Here is a 16,270-nt window from a genome sequence, read left to right on the forward strand (position 1 = left end):
AATTTTTTCGAATTACTCAGAACTTTTTCGAATCTTTGAGCTCGTTTTGCATCAAAGGATGCCCTGGATTTTTCCCGGGTTCACTTCATCGCCGAGGAAGAGTTCCTCGTGGGTTAAGAAGGTGTCATCGATCTGTAAAACAGGAGCTGTTACCGTAAAGACCCCGTTGAAGCGAAGTTCGGTTAGGGATTCCGGGGTGGCCATATCCGCGACTTCGAAGGCCACTGAATTTGCTTCCAGGTACTTTTTTAATTTGTTGCATTTAGGACAGCGTTCCGTTGTGTAGACTATAATTTTTGCCATGCTTCCTGACCCTCCATACTACTATATATCTAACTTTTATTTACATGCTACATTTATTTTTATTGTGTGGGGGATGAGCGCCCCGATGCAGAGAGCATCACAGCAACAAAACAAAGCCCCACCCGGGTTACCTACCATTCCTCAGTAACCCTCTATAAGCGTGTATTATAAACGTGTATTTTTTATAAGCGTATATTTTCCAAATTTCAGTGTCCGCAATACCAGAACAGGGCATACCGTTCCCGAAAGGTGCCCCTGAAGATCTTGTTTTTTTCCTTCTGTGGTATGCTAATTCTCTGCATTTTGCGTAGATATTCTAAATGCCCTAGGACTTAATAATGCTTTTTCATTCCAGTTTTGTATACAACTATCATTAGTTTGTTACCAGACCTGGTAATAAATCCGTATAGATCTTTTTCTCCGGGGCCTGCTCTCTTTCCTGAGGCAGATTCAGGAACAGGAGCCCTCATTATGGATGCAGGTCCTGTTATCAGGCCCTTTTTTCCGGAGCCCGATTTGGGAATAAGATTCCTTGTTTCGTCAGCTTTCCAAACCTTCGGGTTTCAAATCCAGGGAATTTATGCTTTACTAAATTTTCGCTAAATTCTCCATATCTTTTTTATTATTTTTATCTATTTCCCGGAATTTCAGATTTTTCAAGTTTCGGTTTCCTGCTTCTTTTTACTTCTTCAACTTTTCGGCTCTTTTTTTCCGGAGGGCTTTCAATTACAAAAAAATGTTATATGCTTGGTATGCTATACCTCTGTCAAGTGCAAAAAGAGGTGTCATCCCATAGAGAGATTAATGTCTTCCGGTTGCAAGCCCCTTGATGAGCTCCTTGGAGGAGGCTTCGAGATGGGGATCGTAACCCAGGTCTTCGGGGCTGCCGGGACCGGAAAAACCAATCTCTGCATCCAGCTTGCCGTGGAATGTGTAAAGCAGGGGCAGAAGGTCATTTTCATCGATACCGAAGGTCTTTCCCCTGCCCGCTTCAAGCAGATTGCAGGGGAGAATGCAAAAGAAATTGCAAAGAATATCATCATTTACGAGCCCCTGAGTTTTGAAGAGCAGTATGCTGCCGTAAGAGAAGTGGAAAGGATAGCCGGTGAGAACATAGGGCTTGTGGTTATGGACTCTGCCACCGCATACTACAGGTTCGAGCTCGAAGGCGAGGAAACGGGCATAAAAAGCCGCAGAGAGCTTGCAAACCAGATCGGGTTTTTGCATGCCCTGGCCCGCAAATACGGCTTTGCCGTGCTCATCACCAACCAGGTGTATGCCGACATAGGCGGCGGAGGGGTGCGCCCTCTTGGGGGCAGTTCCCTTGAACACATCTCCAAAGCCATCATCCAGTTCGAGCGCACAGGGGAAGGGACCCGGCGTGCAGTCCTCTTCAAACACCGTTCCCGCCCGGAAGGTTCAAGCTGCCAGTTTAACATCACGGCGGAAGGGCTCCGCTGATCGTAAGGGAAAGCAAAAAGAGATCTAAAAAATTATAACGTTTCAAAAAAGTATAAAGTTTCCCGGAAACTTCCGGGACTCCCGTTTTAAATAGATGTTTAAAATCCATTTAAAATCTATTTAAGAGCTGTTTAAAAGCTATTTTTAAATGTCGTTTTTAAAGCTCTTTTCTGCCAGAGATTTTCATCCGAATTTTTCAGCTTTCTTTTGCTTTTGCCTTATCGTTCCCTGGTGCCTGCTATGAATTCTTCGGTTTTCTGGTAGGCTTCGGCGTCAGGGTACTGGACTGCAGGGTGCTTCATGAAGTAGGAGGCCGGAGAGTACAGCACGCCCCCGATCCCCCGGTCCAGGGCCAGTTTGCAACAGCGTATGGCATCGATTACCACGCCTGCGGAGTTGGGGGAGTCTTCCACGGAGAGCCTGAGTTCCAGGTTCATGGGCACGTCTCCGAAGAGCCTGCCCTCCATCCTGAGGAAACAGACCTTGTTGTCTTTCTGCCAGGCTACGTAATCGCTTGGCCCGATGTGGATGTTTTCAGGTTCAAGCTTTTTGGAGAGCACGGACTGGACTGCATCTGTCTTCGATTCCCGCTTGGAAGCAAGCCTGCTCCTGTTGAGCATGTTCAGGAAGTCGGTGTTGCCTCCTGTGTTCAGCTGGTAGGTCCGATCGAGCTTTACGCCGCGTTTTTCGAAAAGGTCTGCCAGAACCCTGTGGGTGATTGTGGCCCCTAGCTGGGCCTTGATGTCGTCGCCGATGATCGGGATGTTCTTTTCTTCAAAGCGCTTTGCCCATTCAGGGTTGCTGGCTATGAAGACAGGCATGTTGTTGATGAGGGCCACGCCGGCTTCAAGGGCGCATTCGGCATAGAAGCGGACGGCTGCTTCGGAACCTACCGGAAGATAATTGAGGAGCATTTCGGCTCCGGAATCTTGCAGTTCCTTTACGACGGCTTCTTTTGTGGCTTCCTCCTCCCCTCTGACCACAAAGGTATACTTTTCCCCGTAGTTTTTCATGTGGTCCGAGACCCCGTCAAGGACCCTGCCCATCCTGACCTTTACGCCTGTTGCCGGGACATCAGGACAGAAGACCACAGTGCAATTCGGGGGGGCAAAGATGGCTTCTGCTACGTCTCTTCCCACCTTCCGGGCATCAATATCAAACGCAGCCACAACTTCAATGTCGTTGGGTTTGTACCCGCCCAGGTCCCAGTGCATAAGCCCGATAGGCTCTTTTTCTTCGTTTTTATAATACTCAATGCCCTGTATCAAAGAGCTTGCACAGTTCCCGATTCCTGCAATTGCTATTTTTATTTTTGTCATAAGCGCTAACTCTCCGATTGAATATCTGTATTATTCTATGTATAATTAAAATATCTACTATATGTGAAAATTTTTTAAAATAATGGATTTCTTGTGAATCCTCATCTACGGACTCATGATCCTTAATTTACGGATTCGTAATTTCGGAAATTAAGGGTTGTGATCTATTTACAGGTTAATGGCTCCCCAATTTATGGTTTTAAGGTTCCCCAATTTATGGCTTCAAAATTCCCGGAATTAAGAATCTTTATTTATCCCGGCTATGGATTTTAAGTCTCTTCTTATTTATACCGTTACTCCATAAATTTATTATATATATGTTTTCCATATAGAGTTAATTTGCCCCCTAAATTTTTATATATATCCAAAAATCGCCTTTTTCCTTAAACAAATTTTTTGTATTCATATCTCCTTTTCAGGGGATAACTTATTTATTATTTTTCTCCAAATTTCGGGTAAGGGCCTTAAAGGGTCCGGGTCTAAAAGGTCTATTTCGTTTCCTTTCGTTATCTTCAGGCATCCTGAAGGAAAAAGTAGAATAGTTTTTTATCTGATGCCTGGTTTGAAATGAGAGCCGGAGGATTTTCCGGTAGAAGCTTATATCCCTGATATCTACTTTAACTGATAACCTGATACAAACAGACCTTATATCTTAAGGTTACCTGACTTTATACCCTGATATAACCTTAACCGATAAACCAATACATCCAACCTTATTCCTAGAAATATACCGATTTATATAAACTGATTTTTATGTGATATTTCCTTCTATTTATACCGGACAGTGATCTGCATGAGGACAATTGACTGGAAAGAAGAGTCCAACTCCGTGGTGCTGGTAGACCAGACCCTGCTCCCTAAAGAGTACAGGGTAATTGAGTGCAAAACCTTAAGCTCCCTCTGCGAGGCAATCCAATCCCTCCGGGTGAGGGGTGCGCCTGCCCTTGGGGCTGCAGGAGGCTTCGGGATTGCCCTGGCAGCATTCCTGAGCAGTGCTAAGGACATTGAAAGCATTATGAAGGACCTGAAGGTTGCAGGAAAAGCCCTCAAGTCAACCAGGCCTACAGCCGTGAACCTTGCCTGGGGTGTTGATCGGGTCTTAAAAGCCGTCAACGATGCCTACGATGTCGGGGGAGTCCGGAGCACCGCCCTTCAGGAAGCCCTGGACATTGCCGAAGAAGACGTTGCCACCAACAAACTGATAGGAAAACACGGGGCAAAACTCTTAAAAGACGGGGACACGGTGCTTACGCACTGCAATGCCGGCAGGATGGCCTGTGTGGACTGGGGGACAGCTCTCGGGGTTGTACGTTCGGCTGTTGAGGCCGGAAAAGAGATCAAGGTTATTGCCTGCGAGACCAGGCCGCTTAACCAGGGGAGCAGGATCACCACCTGGGAGCTGATGCAGGACAAAATCCCTGTCACCCTGATCACGGACTCCATGGCCGGGTGGGTAATGCGCCAGGGGCTCGTGGACAAGGTGCTTGTGGGAGCTGACCGGATCACCCAGGATGCCGTTTTCAACAAGATCGGGACCTATACTCACTCCGTGCTTGCAAGGGAACATGAAATCCCCTTCTACGTGGCAGCCCCTATCTCGACTTTCGATTTTGAGGGCTGGGAAGGCAGCGTAAAAATAGAGATGCGGGACCCCAAAGAATTGCGCTTCTTCGGGACAGAGCAGCTGGCCCCGGAAGGCGTGGAGGTCTACAACCCTGCGTTTGATGCGACTCCAATGGAAAATGTGGCCGCATTAATCACGGAAAGAGGAGTTTTTTACCCGCCTTTCCTGCTGGACGAGGTACTTGTCTGACAAGGCTGTTTGCTTTTCTGAGGGGGCTGTTTGCTTTTCTCAGAAGGCTGTTTGATGTTCTGGGAAGACTATGTTTTTTGCTTCTCTGCTGGATTTATATATCAGAACCGTAAATTATCTGATGTTTGCCGGAATTGATAGAAATTTATTAATGTAAGGTATTTGCAATATCTTCACTAATATCAATAATGATATCAATAATTATCAATAACACACATAATAAGTACATTTAATGCATACAGGTGTTCAACTCATGGCTAAAAGATCAGGCAGCGGACTTCAGTCCTCCGCAGGGCTCATGCGCTACTACGAAGCAGACAAGAATGCAGTCCATATCCAGCCCAAGACAGTGCTGGTCACAGGCGCTGTTGTGGGAATAGCAGTATTATTCTTGAGTGCTGTGAACGGCTTCTGGCCGTAACTAAAATTTTCGGGTCAGGGTTTCCCTTGAGCAAGTACAGTTCCAAAAAAAGCAAAAACCAAAATACGAAAAACGCTTTTTCAGGGGCTAAAGCCTCAAAACCCACTATTTTTCTCTTCGGTTTTCTATTCATACTCGTGGGTTTCTTCGGGGTCCTTTACAACCCCGCAAACCCCGGGCAAGAAGCGGTTTCCTGGGACGTTTCGGAAGAGGGTATGCTCTCGTTTCCTCCAAGAGGCGAGCCTGTGTTTACCGTTCAGGAAATCGATGATGTGTATGCTCAGGACCTGCACTCTTCCGGGCCTGCCGATTCCCTGAAACTGCTCACTTTTGAAAGCAAAGGGGATAAAATCCAGGCCCTTTTGAGAATTCCTGCAAGCTCTTCTCCCTTACCCGGCATAGTCCTGCTCCCCGGGACCGGAGTCAGCAAGGAAAAAGAGCAGAAGCTGGCTGTGGAACTTTCCGAGCTCGGGTATGCCACCCTCGCCCTTGACCAGCGCAAGTCTGGAGGCATTCCCGGGGTCGTAAACCCGGAAAAGGACCTGGAACTTTTCAGGGCCGGGCTTGAGCCCCTTGAATACAAAATGGCCTATGACGCCCTGAAGGCCGTAGATGTCCTTGCCGCCCAGACGGAAATCGACCCCGAAAGGCTTGCAGTCCTCGGGGAAAGCAACGGGGGCAGGTTTGCAGTCCTTGCCTGTGCCCTTGAACCTTCCCTCAATGGAGTTATAGGAATCAGCACTTCAGGGTACGGGACAGGCGAAATCGATCCTTCTCAGGTGGCTGACCCTGAAGCTTACCGGTTCTACCGCTCCATCGACCCGGATACCTACCTCTCTTCGCTTCCGCCTGCGAGGTTCGTGCTAATGCACTCTTTTAACGATACCGTGATCCCGCATGAGCTGGCTGTCCGGACCTTTGCCCTGGCAGAAGAGCCAAAGGCGATATATAATGTGAGTGAGGCAGCCCACGGATATACGGCTTCCATGCATCCATATCTTGAAGAGGAGCTCGCCCTCATGCTGAAGGAAAAGGGCGCCGGCTCGGTTTAATTGGCCCGGTTTAATTGGCCCGGTTTATTGGCCCGGTTTATTGGCTCGGTTTATTGGCTCGGTTTATTGGCTTAGTTTAATTGATAAGAGGCGTGTTTTGTGTATGACATCTTCTCAGCAGCTCTCAAACTTACGGGAACTTCCTGGAATAGGTGAAAGAGTCGCCGAAAGGCTGACAGAGTATTTCGGAAGCGAAGAGGCAGCACTAAAGGCAATCCTCGAAGGGGACATAGCCTCGCTTTCCGAGGTAAAGGGGGTCAGCCATTCCTTTGCCCTCTCTCTTGCCAGGGATGTGAAAGCAAGAGCCGAAGGGTGCTCTATTTCCGATTTTTTAAAGACGAAAGAGGCTCTCGACCTCTATTCCCGCCTGCTCGAGCTCATAAAAAGCTTTGCCCATACCCCCCATGCCCGGGACAAACTTAACCTCTTTTATCCCTTTCCCGCCTCCCGCATGGACCTTGTTGAGGGGAGAAGGGCTTTTGTAAGCGAGTACCTGGAGCTTGGAAAAGCCTTTTCCGGGGATGCGGAGTTTTTGGCCCTGCTCTCCAGGGTGAGGAAGCTGAAGCCTGTTCCCGGGAACCTGAGGGCCAGGGACAGGATCATCCTTGCCGGGGACCCTAAAGCCTTTGAAGCGGCAAAAGAGAGGTTCCAGGCTTTCCTTCCGGTCCAGGCCGTAGAGAGCTTTTCCGAATTCGTGGACCTTGCGAGGGGCTACTCCCATGTGGTCGTTTTTGACGACACCTACCTGAGCTTTGACCTTCCTGAAGGCATTGAACCCGAGTTTTTCCCGGACCCCGAAAAAGCCGATTTCTGGCAGGTGCTGCCTGAAAAAGAGCTTGCTTTTTTTGCCCGGAACCTTGACTGCATCGGGGCCTGCCTGAGGCTCTTATCCCTCCTCAGGGCCCGCAATTTCAGCTTCTTTGAGGAACTTTCGGAAGAGGATCTTAAAATCCTTGAGTCGGCCCTCTCGAAGCTGGGAGAGGACGGAAAACCCTGCGAGGGGTTTGACTCTGAACTTGACCGGCTGGGAGCGGCCCTTGAACAGCTGGACGTGGAGCTTGCATCTGTCCTCAAAGAGGCAAACCTGCGGATGAACCGGGCTCTTGAAGCAAGTTCCCTTACCCTGACCGGGCAGGACCTTCTCAAGCTCGTGAGCGGGGGGATGGAAATCAAGGACCTGCTTGCAAAGGAGGTCTATAAGGTTTATAAAGGGGAGGTAGAGGCAGTAAAAGAAGAACTTGCAGAAAAACTCGGCCTCCAGAAACAGGAAAAACTGGGGCTTGATTCCCTCTTTTCCGATGAAATTTCCTACCCTCTCAGGGCAGACCAGGCCCAGCTCCAGCTCCTCAGGCAAAAACTTTCCCGCACCCTTGAAAGGGTGAGGCTTACCCGGAAAAGGGAGCTAGCAAAGGTTCTTTCCTTCTACCGCCTGCCCGTGGAAAAGCTTGTCAGGGAAATACTGGAGTTCGACCTTGGCTTTTCCATAGCCTGTTTTGCGGAACACTTTGGCCTTAAGCTGCCTGAGCTCATTCCTGAGGCAGGTGTCGGGTTTGTGGACGGGGGAAACCTCTTTTTGAAAGCCCGCCACGGGGAAATCGACCCCGTCAGTTATTCGGTAGGAAAAACGGGCTTTTCCCCTGCAGGCGAGGAAAGCCGGGTGGTCCTTTTGAGTGGCGTAAACTCCGGGGGCAAGACTTCCCTGCTCGAACTCGTGGCCCAGTGCGTGGTTTTGGGGTACATGGGTTTTCCAGTCCCCGCTAAAGGGCTTGAGCTCGGGCCCGTAGAAGAGCTTTACTATTTCGGGAAATCAAAGGGGACCCTGGATGCCGGGGCATTTGAGACTACCCTCAGGCAGTTTTCCGTACTTTCCGGAGCTTCGGGAAAACTGGTGCTTGCCGATGAACTGGAATCAATCACCGAACCCGGGGCCTCTGCCCGCATTATTGCCGGGATCCTGGAGTACCTGGCCCGGAGTGAGAAGAGCCTTGGGATTTTTGTTTCCCACCTCTCGGAGCTGATCCTTAAAAACACGGAGGCAGACGTCCGGGTGGACGGGATCGAAGCAAGGGGCCTGGATGCCAACCTCGAATTGATAGTGGACCGGAACCCTGTGTACAACCATGTGGCAAGAAGCACCCCGGAGCTTATTGTGGAACGCCTGCTCCGGAAAACCTCAGGGAAGGAACAGGAGTTTTATGCCCATTTAAAGGCCAAGTTCGAAAATTAATTCTAAGCTTATCTGAATTATTCTAAGTTTATCTTAATTATTCTAATCTTATCTGAATTATTCTAAGCTTATCTTAATTATTCTAAGCTTATCTGAATTATCGGTTTATATCAGTATATAAATATATTAAAATACTTATGTGCCTAATTTCCCTCATTCTTCCTTTAATATTATTTTGAGGTTCCATTATCTGGTTTTCTCATTGCTTTTTTTCTTTTAATTTGAGAGATAAAATTATAAATCTTTAGTTCTATATACTAATAAATAGTATTGAGTTTATCCGGGTATTCCGGCCAGGATTGGGATTCTTATTCATCCAAAAGTCTATATAGGGGTTAATGTGAATCCTTTCCGATTGGTTTATAGGGAGGCATGCCTTTCCGACAGGGCGGAAACCGGAAAGTTCTGGCCGGCCAGAGGGTATTTGCCAGGTGATTTACCTTTAAGGGAAATGAGGCCCCAGGGTTATTTTTGGCTTTTGAGCAGTCACCCCTTTTCTCCCTTTCAATCCGGATCCATTCAAATTATATGCTTCAAAATATAATAAATGGTTCAAAATACAATTCAAAATATGATTCAAAATATTGTTCAAGATACGATTCAAGTGATTCCTCAGGCAGCTGCGTACAGCGATGAAACGGGCAAAGATCTTTTGGGAGATCTCCTCGTTTTTAAGGACAGAGTACGAGAAAAAGCAAATCAAAGCCATGTGTATGTGTGATATTAATGGAGCGGAACTTCCCCATTCAGTTTGCAGATTTTGACAGGTCGGTTATGGATAATGTTGAAGGGGCGAGGGTTGAAGTTTCCGGCATGCCCGACCTCAGTGACCCGCGCCTCTACGCAGACCGGGAGTACAGCTGGCTCCAGTTCAATGAAAGGGTGCTTGAAGAGGCTTTCGATGAACGCAACCCCCTGCTTGAGAGGGTCAAGTTTCTTTCTATTTTCGGGAGCAACCTGGACGAGTTTTTCATGGTCAGGGTCTCAGGGGTGCAGAAACGGATTGCTGAAGGTGCAAAAGGAGACCATTCCGATGAGCTGGCCCAGGAACAGCTGAGAGTCATCAGGGAAGAACTCTTAAAGCAGCTTCCCTGTCATGACCGCTGCTGGAATGAGGTGCTCAAGCCGGCTCTCGGGGAAAAGGGAATCAATGTACTCAATTACTTCGAACTCTCGGGAGAGGAGCGGGAAAAGCTCAGGGAATACTTCGACAGGAACATTTTTCCTGTGCTAACACCTCTTGGTTTTGATTCGGGGCACCCCTTCCCTCACATCTCCAACCTGAGCCTTAACCTGGCCGTGCTTATCGACGACCCGGACCACGGGGAGCGCTTTGCCAGGCTCAAGATCCCACCCATGTTTCCGCGGCTTATTGCAGTTCCCGAAAAAGGGCATGAAAGGGCTATTTACCGTTTTGACGAGCTGAAAGGAGGGCGTTTTGTCTGGCTCGAACAGCTCATTGCGGCAAACCTTGACCTCCTGTTCCCGGGACAGCGCATTCTTGGGGCTTATCCTTTCCGGATCACGCGGGATGCGGACCTGGGCTTTGATGAGGATGGGGACAAGAACCTCCTGATCGCGGTGCAGCAGCGGGTCGGGAGGAACTATTTCGGGCCTGCGGTCAGGCTCGAGACCGATTATACAATGCCTGAGCGGGTTTCCGGAATCCTGCTTAAAAACCTGGAGCTCACCCCCTCTTTGATGTTCAGGTCGGCAGCTCCCCTGGGCCTTTCAAGCCTCATGAAACTTGCGCAGATCGACCGTCCCGAACTTAAGTACGTGCCTTTTGAGCCGAGAAAGCACCCCCTGCTGGCAGACAGGGAAAACATCTTTGCGTCCCTTAAAAAGAGGGACATCCTGCTCTACCACCCTTACGAAAGTTTCGAATCGGTTGTAGATTTCGTGGAAGAGGCTGCCGACGACCCGGAAGTCCTGGCCATCAAGATGACGCTGTACAGGGTGGACGACAACTCCAGGCTCATCCAGGCCCTCATGAGAGCCGCAGACAGGAGCAAACAGGTTGCGGTCCTGGTGGAACTCAAGGCCCGTTTTGACGAGGAAAACAATATTGGATGGGCAAAGGAACTCGAGCGCAAGGGCGTCCATGTAGCTTACGGTTTCCCGGGCTTAAAAACCCACGCCAAGATGTGCCTGGTGGTCCGGGCCGAAGACGAGGGTATCAGGTACTACGTACATATGAGCACAGGAAACTACAACGCTGTAACCGCAAAAATCTACACCGATTTCGGCTACCTCACAAGCGACACCTTCATTGGCAAGGACGTCTCGGACCTTTTCAATGCCCTCACCGGCTACTCGAGAAAGGACCACTACATCAAGCTCCTGGTAGCTCCCCAGACCCTCAGGCACCAGATCCTTGAGCGCATCCGCCGGGAGATTGACCTGCATGAAAAATCCGGAAACGGACACCTGATTTTTAAGATGAACTCCCTTGTGGACTACCAGTGCATCCGGGAACTCTACCGGGCGTCCCGCGCCGGCGTGAAGGTGGATCTCCAGGTAAGGGGAATTTGCTGCCTCAGGCCGGGGATCTACGGGCTGAGTGAAAATATCACGGTAACTTCGATTGTGGGAAGGTTCCTCGAACACCCCCGCGTCTACTACTTCAGAAATGGCGGAAACGAAGAGATCTTCATGGGCAGTGCCGACCTCATGCCCAGGAACCTTGACAGCAGGGTAGAAGTCCTTTTCCCGGTGTCTAAGGATTACATTCCTCTGGTAAGGGACGTTATCCTTGCTGCCCACCTGAAGGACAACATAAAAGCCCGCCTGATGCTTCCCAACGGCAGGACGGAGCGGATCTACCCGAAACCCGGGGAAGAGGAACTTGACTCCCAGCTCTGGATGCTTGAAAACAGAGGCAGCTGGGACCTGAACTCCAATAAAACCTGAAAGCCTTTCCCGGGAAGTTTTTAAAACTTTCAGGTTTTCTTATTTATATCTTCTTTCTTCCCTCCGATTTTTCCTTTCTCCCTTCTTCCCTCCGATTTTTCCTTTCTCCCTTCTTCCTTTTGATTTTCCCTTCTCATTTCCTGGCTGTCTCATTTTTTTTGATTTTCCCGAATCTTTTGGTTTCTTTCAAATCCTTTTCCAGGTGGGCAGGTTTTTTGAACTTACAATTTCACATATATAGTAAGCAGTTCTGAAAACAAATCTCAAATAGAATAAAAATAAGAACAAATGATGTGAAGCTTAGTTCGGAAACTTCGAGGCATGTGAGAGAGGACAGATTTCAGGCAGGGTTTTGCAGGTGTGCGTAAATGGAGTCCGAAAAGATATCCGGGAGCAGGGTTGTTGCATTCATAGACATAGGGACTAACTCGGTCAGGCTTCTCCTGGTCCGGATCAACCCCAACGGGTCTTACCAGCCCCTGACCAAACAGAAGGAAACTGTCCGGCTCGGGGAAAAAGAGTTCATAGACAGGATCCTGCAGCCGCAGGCAATGGACCGGGCGGCTGTTGTCTGCAAAAAGTTCGTGGAACTTGCCAGGGCCTACGGCGCAGAAGAAATCATAGCAGTGGCTACCTCGGCTACCCGGGACGCAAGCAACAAGGTCCAGTTCCTCGAGATCCTGAAAAACGAAGCACACCTGGAAGTCTGCCCGATTTCCGGTATCGAAGAGGCCCGGCTTATCTACCTGGGGGTCTCAAGCGGGCTTCGGCTCGGGGACTCAAGAGCCCTTTTTATCGACATCGGAGGCGGGAGCACCGAGGTCTCGGTAGGGGACCAGCGGCAGTACTATTTCCTGCATTCCTTTAACCTGGGAGCCATAAGGCTGACAAACATGTTCCTCCCGGACGAGACGGGCCCGGTAGCTCCGGAACGCTATGAACTGATCAAGTCCCATATCCGGCACAAAGCCGCAGATATTATTAAGGAGCTTTCCAGGTACCGGGTCAGCTGTGCGGTGGGAAGTTCCGGGACAATCGAAAACCTGGCCCGGATCTCCATTGTCTACCTGCACAAAACGGACTATGAAAATTACGACCGGCTCAGCTATGAAGACCTCAAAAGGATAGTTAAAGACCTGTGCGCCCTGCCCCTGGAAGAGCGGCGGAAGTTTCCAGGGATCAACTCCCAGAGGGCGGACATCATCATTGCCGGGGCCGCAATCATCGAGACCCTTATGGAAGAACTGGACTTTTCCGAGGTCATGATAAGCAAACGGGGGCTCAGGGACGGGCTTCTTCTGGACTATATCTCAAAGAGCGAGTTCTCCTACATGCTGACCCTGATGTCGGTAAGGAAGCGCAGTGTGATGCAGCTGGGCCTTACCTGCAACTTCGACGAGGAGCACGCCCATACCATAACCCGGCTTTCCCTGGAACTTTTTGACAGCCTTCAGGCCCTGGGGATCTACGATTTCGGGGAGGGCGAAAGGGAGCTTCTGGAGTACGGGGCGATCCTGCACGACATCGGGAAGTTCCTTTCCTACGATAACCACCAGGCCCATGCTTACCACATAATCAGGGAGAGCAGCCTCCCGGGCTTCCAGCCCGAAGAAATCGAAATTATCTCCAACCTCGCCTATTTCCACCGGAAAAGCTCCCCTAAGAAAAGGCACCCGAACCTTGAAGGGCTCGGGAACAGCGTTGTTAAAAGCGTGCGGGTCTTAAGCGCCCTGCTCCGGATTGCCGAGGGCCTTGACCGCTCCCATACGGCAGCCGTTTCCCATGTCAGGTTCTACATCGCTTCGACAGATACCCTTGTGCTCGAGATCCATGCAAGGAAAGAGTGCCAGCTCGAACTCTGGGAGATTGAAAAGCAGAAGAAGTTTTTCAGGAAAATTTTCGGGTACAAACTCCAGTTCAAGGTTATCACGGAGCCCAAGGGAGAAGCTGCTGCTGCTTTTGAAGGGGAGGCAGAGCTGGAAAGTTTCTGAATGAAGGCCAGGCGTTTCCGAATGAAGGTCAGTCCGGGGCTTCATACAGGTTTTCTACAGCGTTTTCTATCTTCTGCCTGAATTCCCTGCTCCGGACTTTTGCCCAGGCGTCCGGGAAAGCATTGAGGAGGGCCTGGAGTTCTTCTTCCCTGTACTCCAGGTAGGCTTCCACTCCTTCAAGGCCTTCAGACGCTTCTTTTCCCTTTAATTTTTTCCCGGCTTCGGCAGGCCCCCAGGCCCCGGTACTCAGGTAAGAACCCAGAAGGTCGATTGCGACCACGGCATCGTGCAGGTCTCCCAGGTGGTCCTGGAGGGCTTTGAACTCTTTGATCATGGTTTTTGCATCTTTCCCGAGCACGTCTTCAAAGAACTCAAAGGTGTAGCGCAGCCCTTTGGCTGCAATCCTGAGCCTGTGGAGCCGCTCGACCGAAACGTAAGGCCCTTCCACCCATTCGGCGTAGGCGCCGATATCGGCAAAACGGGCATAGAGGATCGAAGGGAGCACGTCCTTTACCCTGTGGGGCAAAGCATCATGTTTTTCATTGGTGGTGGGCAGGGCCCAGGCTTCCGGAACAGCCAGGAATTCCGAAAACTCCCTCTTGAAACAGCCGTATTTTTCACCGTTCAGGTAGGCAAGCATGTTTTTCCGGGCCTTTTCCCTCTCTTCAACAAGCACGGCAAAGAGGGGGTCAAGCTCGTGTTCGTTCCCCGGAGGCAGGGTTTTCAGGTAATTTTCTGCTTTTTCCCGGAAAACGTCCAGGTCCCTGACTCCTCCTAGTGCACCAAGTGTCCTTTTAAGCCCTTTCAGGTGGGGTTCCAGCTGTCCTGAGTCCAGATAATCTTCAAAGACCCCTGAAGCTGCCCGCATCCTGCGGACCGCAACCCTCATGTCATGCAGGTTTTCGGGGTCTTCCCCTTTCCTGGTCCCTTTTTCAGTGGCGAGCATCCGGGCAAATTGCAGGGAAAAGGTCCGGAAGGCGACCCCGGCCATGGAGTCCTCCGGCCTGACCGTAAACTTAAGGCTTCTCTTTTCTTTTTTCTTTTCAGCTTCTTTCTCCCCTGCGCTTTCTTCTTCGACCTTGTCATCTGCCTGTTCGAGGATTTCGGCTTCATCCGGCTTTTCTACCGGGGTAAACAGGAGTTTTGTGCCGAAAAGTTGTTTCCAGAGTTCGCTTCTCTTCTCCGCCTTCTTTGCAGTCTTTTCGGCTTCAGGCCCGAATATTTCTATTTCCAGGGCCCCCTCCAGCTGCCTGGTCTTACCCGGGTAGACACTGGCTTGCCGGGCTTCAAAGAGGTCTGCAGTCCGGATGAGGGCTGCAAGCATGAGGGTTTTGTTCTGGAGCCCGGGGTGGAGTCTTGTGTGTGACTTTTTAAGGGTTGAAATGAGGTCTTTTTCACTGAGGCCGGGATCCCGGAGCTCCGTGATCAGGGCAAGCATTTGAAAGCCGTGGAGGCTGAGTCCTTTGAGAGGGTGTGTCAGGAGGATTTCCCTGCTCATCCGGATTTTTTCTTCAGGGGAGACCGAACTCCCTATGTCCTGCAGGAGGGCTGCAAACTCCAGAAGGTCTCTTTCTTCCGGCCCGAGCCCGTGGTAGGGAGCAAGCTCGTCATAAAGAGCAAGGGCATGGGATGCTGCCTTTTTGGCCCTGGCCCCGTCCGCTCCGTAGTATTCAAAAAGGGCTTCCGGGGTCCATTCCTCAAAGCCCATGGCCATCCAGCCCTTATCAAGGGGGCCGGTTCCGGGCTGGAAGTGAAGTTCCGGGCTTTTCTCCTCTCTTTCTTCCTTTCTTTCTTCTCCTTTATCCGCCGCAAAAGGGAAAATGGAAAGCCTTTCTTCTTCAAACTTCGATTTCAGGGCTTCTATCTCAGGTTCCGGGGTTTTCAGCAGGAGGCTCAGTTCTTCACCTGACTGGCCCCGGTCAAGTGCGAGGAGAATTTCAGCCTGTTTCCCGTAGATGTTCCTGTGGCCTGCAAGCTGCATGCAAAAAGCCCTCTCCTTGAGGCTCAGGAGGGTTTTTTCAGGGAGTTCTTCCCGGAAAAGGAAGGCTCTTTCGAATTTGGAAAAAGGACTTTCTGCAAGGTTGTAATGTTCAAGGAGGAATTCCCGGATGCTTTCCAGGTCTTTTATGCTGCCCCCACTTTTAAGTTCCACTTCGAGTTCGCAGTAGAATTTTTCCCTGTTTTCGCTTTTCAGGTTCACCCTGTCCAGGTAAAGTTCGGCTATGTACCTCTCTCCCAGTTTTACCTGGCGGACAACCCGTTTTTGTTTGAGGGCCAGGAGCGGGACAAGCCCCATCCCGGCGGTAAATTCGAATATCCTGTTCCTGATCCGGAGGTCGGGGCATTCAAGGACCGAAAGCCCTTCTTCCAGGGGACTGACGTACTCTTCTCGCCTGTGGGTCCCTCCCTCGAAGCCTCCAAGGCTTTTGATGGTCACCCACCGCACTTCTTCTCCTGCGACTTTTCGAACCCTCAAATAGTAGCCTGCGGCCATAACCTTCCTGTCTTCAGTGTCCAGGAAGATGTCATCTATGAGCTGGACCTCTGCCTCGGAGAGAGTGTATGCTCCAAGCCGGGAAAGGTCTTCAATTGCCTGGAAGCCTGCTTCGTCCAGTACCAGAAATTTCGATTCGATTTCCATGCTCTGTCCCCCACAATTATTAGAGCAGATGCCTTATACCTATTCCTCAATTATATCTTTTTTTTAATAAAATCCTATTTCAACGCTTTCCAAAAACTAAAAAGCCAGTAAAGCGTATCTATTAAAAAT

At 50.0% G+C, this 16,270-nt stretch carries 11 protein-coding genes; 8 read left to right on the plus strand and 3 right to left on the minus strand.

Annotated features, from left to right (window positions below; genetic code table 11):
* Window positions 1–51 precede the first annotated feature (51 nt).
* A complete protein-coding gene (locus tag FTO70_RS10260) occupies window positions 52–303 on the minus strand; it encodes a glutaredoxin domain-containing protein (RefSeq protein ID WP_255335662.1) in 252 nt (83 codons plus the stop codon).
* 804 nt (window positions 304–1,107) lie between these two features.
* Between FTO70_RS10260 and radB the strand changes: the two genes are divergently transcribed.
* Entirely contained in the window at window positions 1,108–1,764 is a 657-nt protein-coding gene (gene radB, locus FTO70_RS10265) for a DNA repair and recombination protein RadB (protein ID WP_255335663.1), read from the plus strand.
* Between the two features lie 218 nt (window positions 1,765–1,982).
* Here radB and FTO70_RS10270 read toward each other — a convergent pair whose 3' ends face one another.
* The gene (locus FTO70_RS10270) at window positions 1,983–3,083 is read right to left on the minus strand and encodes an inositol-3-phosphate synthase (protein ID WP_255335664.1); all 1,101 of its coding nucleotides are present in this window, start codon (window positions 3,081–3,083) and stop codon (window positions 1,983–1,985) included.
* A 793-nt stretch (window positions 3,084–3,876) separates the two neighbouring features.
* On the opposite strand from FTO70_RS10270, the gene FTO70_RS10275 reads away from it, so the two are divergent.
* From FTO70_RS10275 to FTO70_RS10305, 7 genes are all read left to right on the plus strand, one after another.
* Window positions 3,877–4,896 carry an S-methyl-5-thioribose-1-phosphate isomerase gene (locus FTO70_RS10275; protein ID WP_255335665.1) on the plus strand — a complete coding sequence of 340 codons (1,020 nt, stop codon included), beginning with the start codon at window positions 3,877–3,879 and terminating at the stop codon, window positions 4,894–4,896.
* Between the two features lie 253 nt (window positions 4,897–5,149).
* Complete coding sequence (locus tag FTO70_RS10280; protein WP_255335666.1) at window positions 5,150–5,317, plus strand: preprotein translocase subunit Sec61beta; 168 nt, start codon at window positions 5,150–5,152, stop codon at window positions 5,315–5,317.
* Between the two features lie 26 nt (window positions 5,318–5,343).
* Entirely contained in the window at window positions 5,344–6,369 is a 1,026-nt protein-coding gene (locus FTO70_RS10285; protein WP_255335667.1) for a S9 family peptidase, read from the plus strand.
* A gap of 103 nt (window positions 6,370–6,472) precedes the next feature.
* The gene (locus FTO70_RS10290; RefSeq protein ID WP_255335668.1) at window positions 6,473–8,596 is read left to right on the plus strand and encodes an endonuclease MutS2; all 2,124 of its coding nucleotides are present in this window, start codon (window positions 6,473–6,475) and stop codon (window positions 8,594–8,596) included.
* 547 nt (window positions 8,597–9,143) lie between these two features.
* The gene (locus FTO70_RS10295) at window positions 9,144–9,317 is read left to right on the plus strand and encodes a hypothetical protein (RefSeq protein WP_255335669.1); all 174 of its coding nucleotides are present in this window, start codon (window positions 9,144–9,146) and stop codon (window positions 9,315–9,317) included.
* Window positions 9,318–9,322: 5 nt separating this feature from the next.
* Complete coding sequence (ppk1, locus tag FTO70_RS10300; RefSeq protein WP_255335670.1) at window positions 9,323–11,509, plus strand: polyphosphate kinase 1; 2,187 nt, start codon at window positions 9,323–9,325, stop codon at window positions 11,507–11,509.
* 368 nt (window positions 11,510–11,877) lie between these two features.
* On the plus strand, window positions 11,878–13,500 hold the full coding sequence (locus FTO70_RS10305) for a Ppx/GppA phosphatase family protein (protein WP_255335671.1): 1,623 nt from the start codon (window positions 11,878–11,880) through the stop codon (window positions 13,498–13,500).
* Window positions 13,501–13,528: 28 nt separating this feature from the next.
* On the opposite strand, the gene FTO70_RS10310 is transcribed toward FTO70_RS10305, so the two are convergent.
* Window positions 13,529–16,141, minus strand: a complete 2,613-nt coding sequence (locus FTO70_RS10310) for a CHAD domain-containing protein (protein ID WP_255335672.1) — start codon at window positions 16,139–16,141, stop codon at window positions 13,529–13,531.
* Between the last annotated feature and the right edge of the window lie 129 nt (window positions 16,142–16,270).

Source organism: Methanosarcina sp. KYL-1 (assembly GCF_024372725.1).
Taxonomy (GTDB): Archaea; Halobacteriota; Methanosarcinia; order Methanosarcinales; family Methanosarcinaceae; genus Methanosarcina.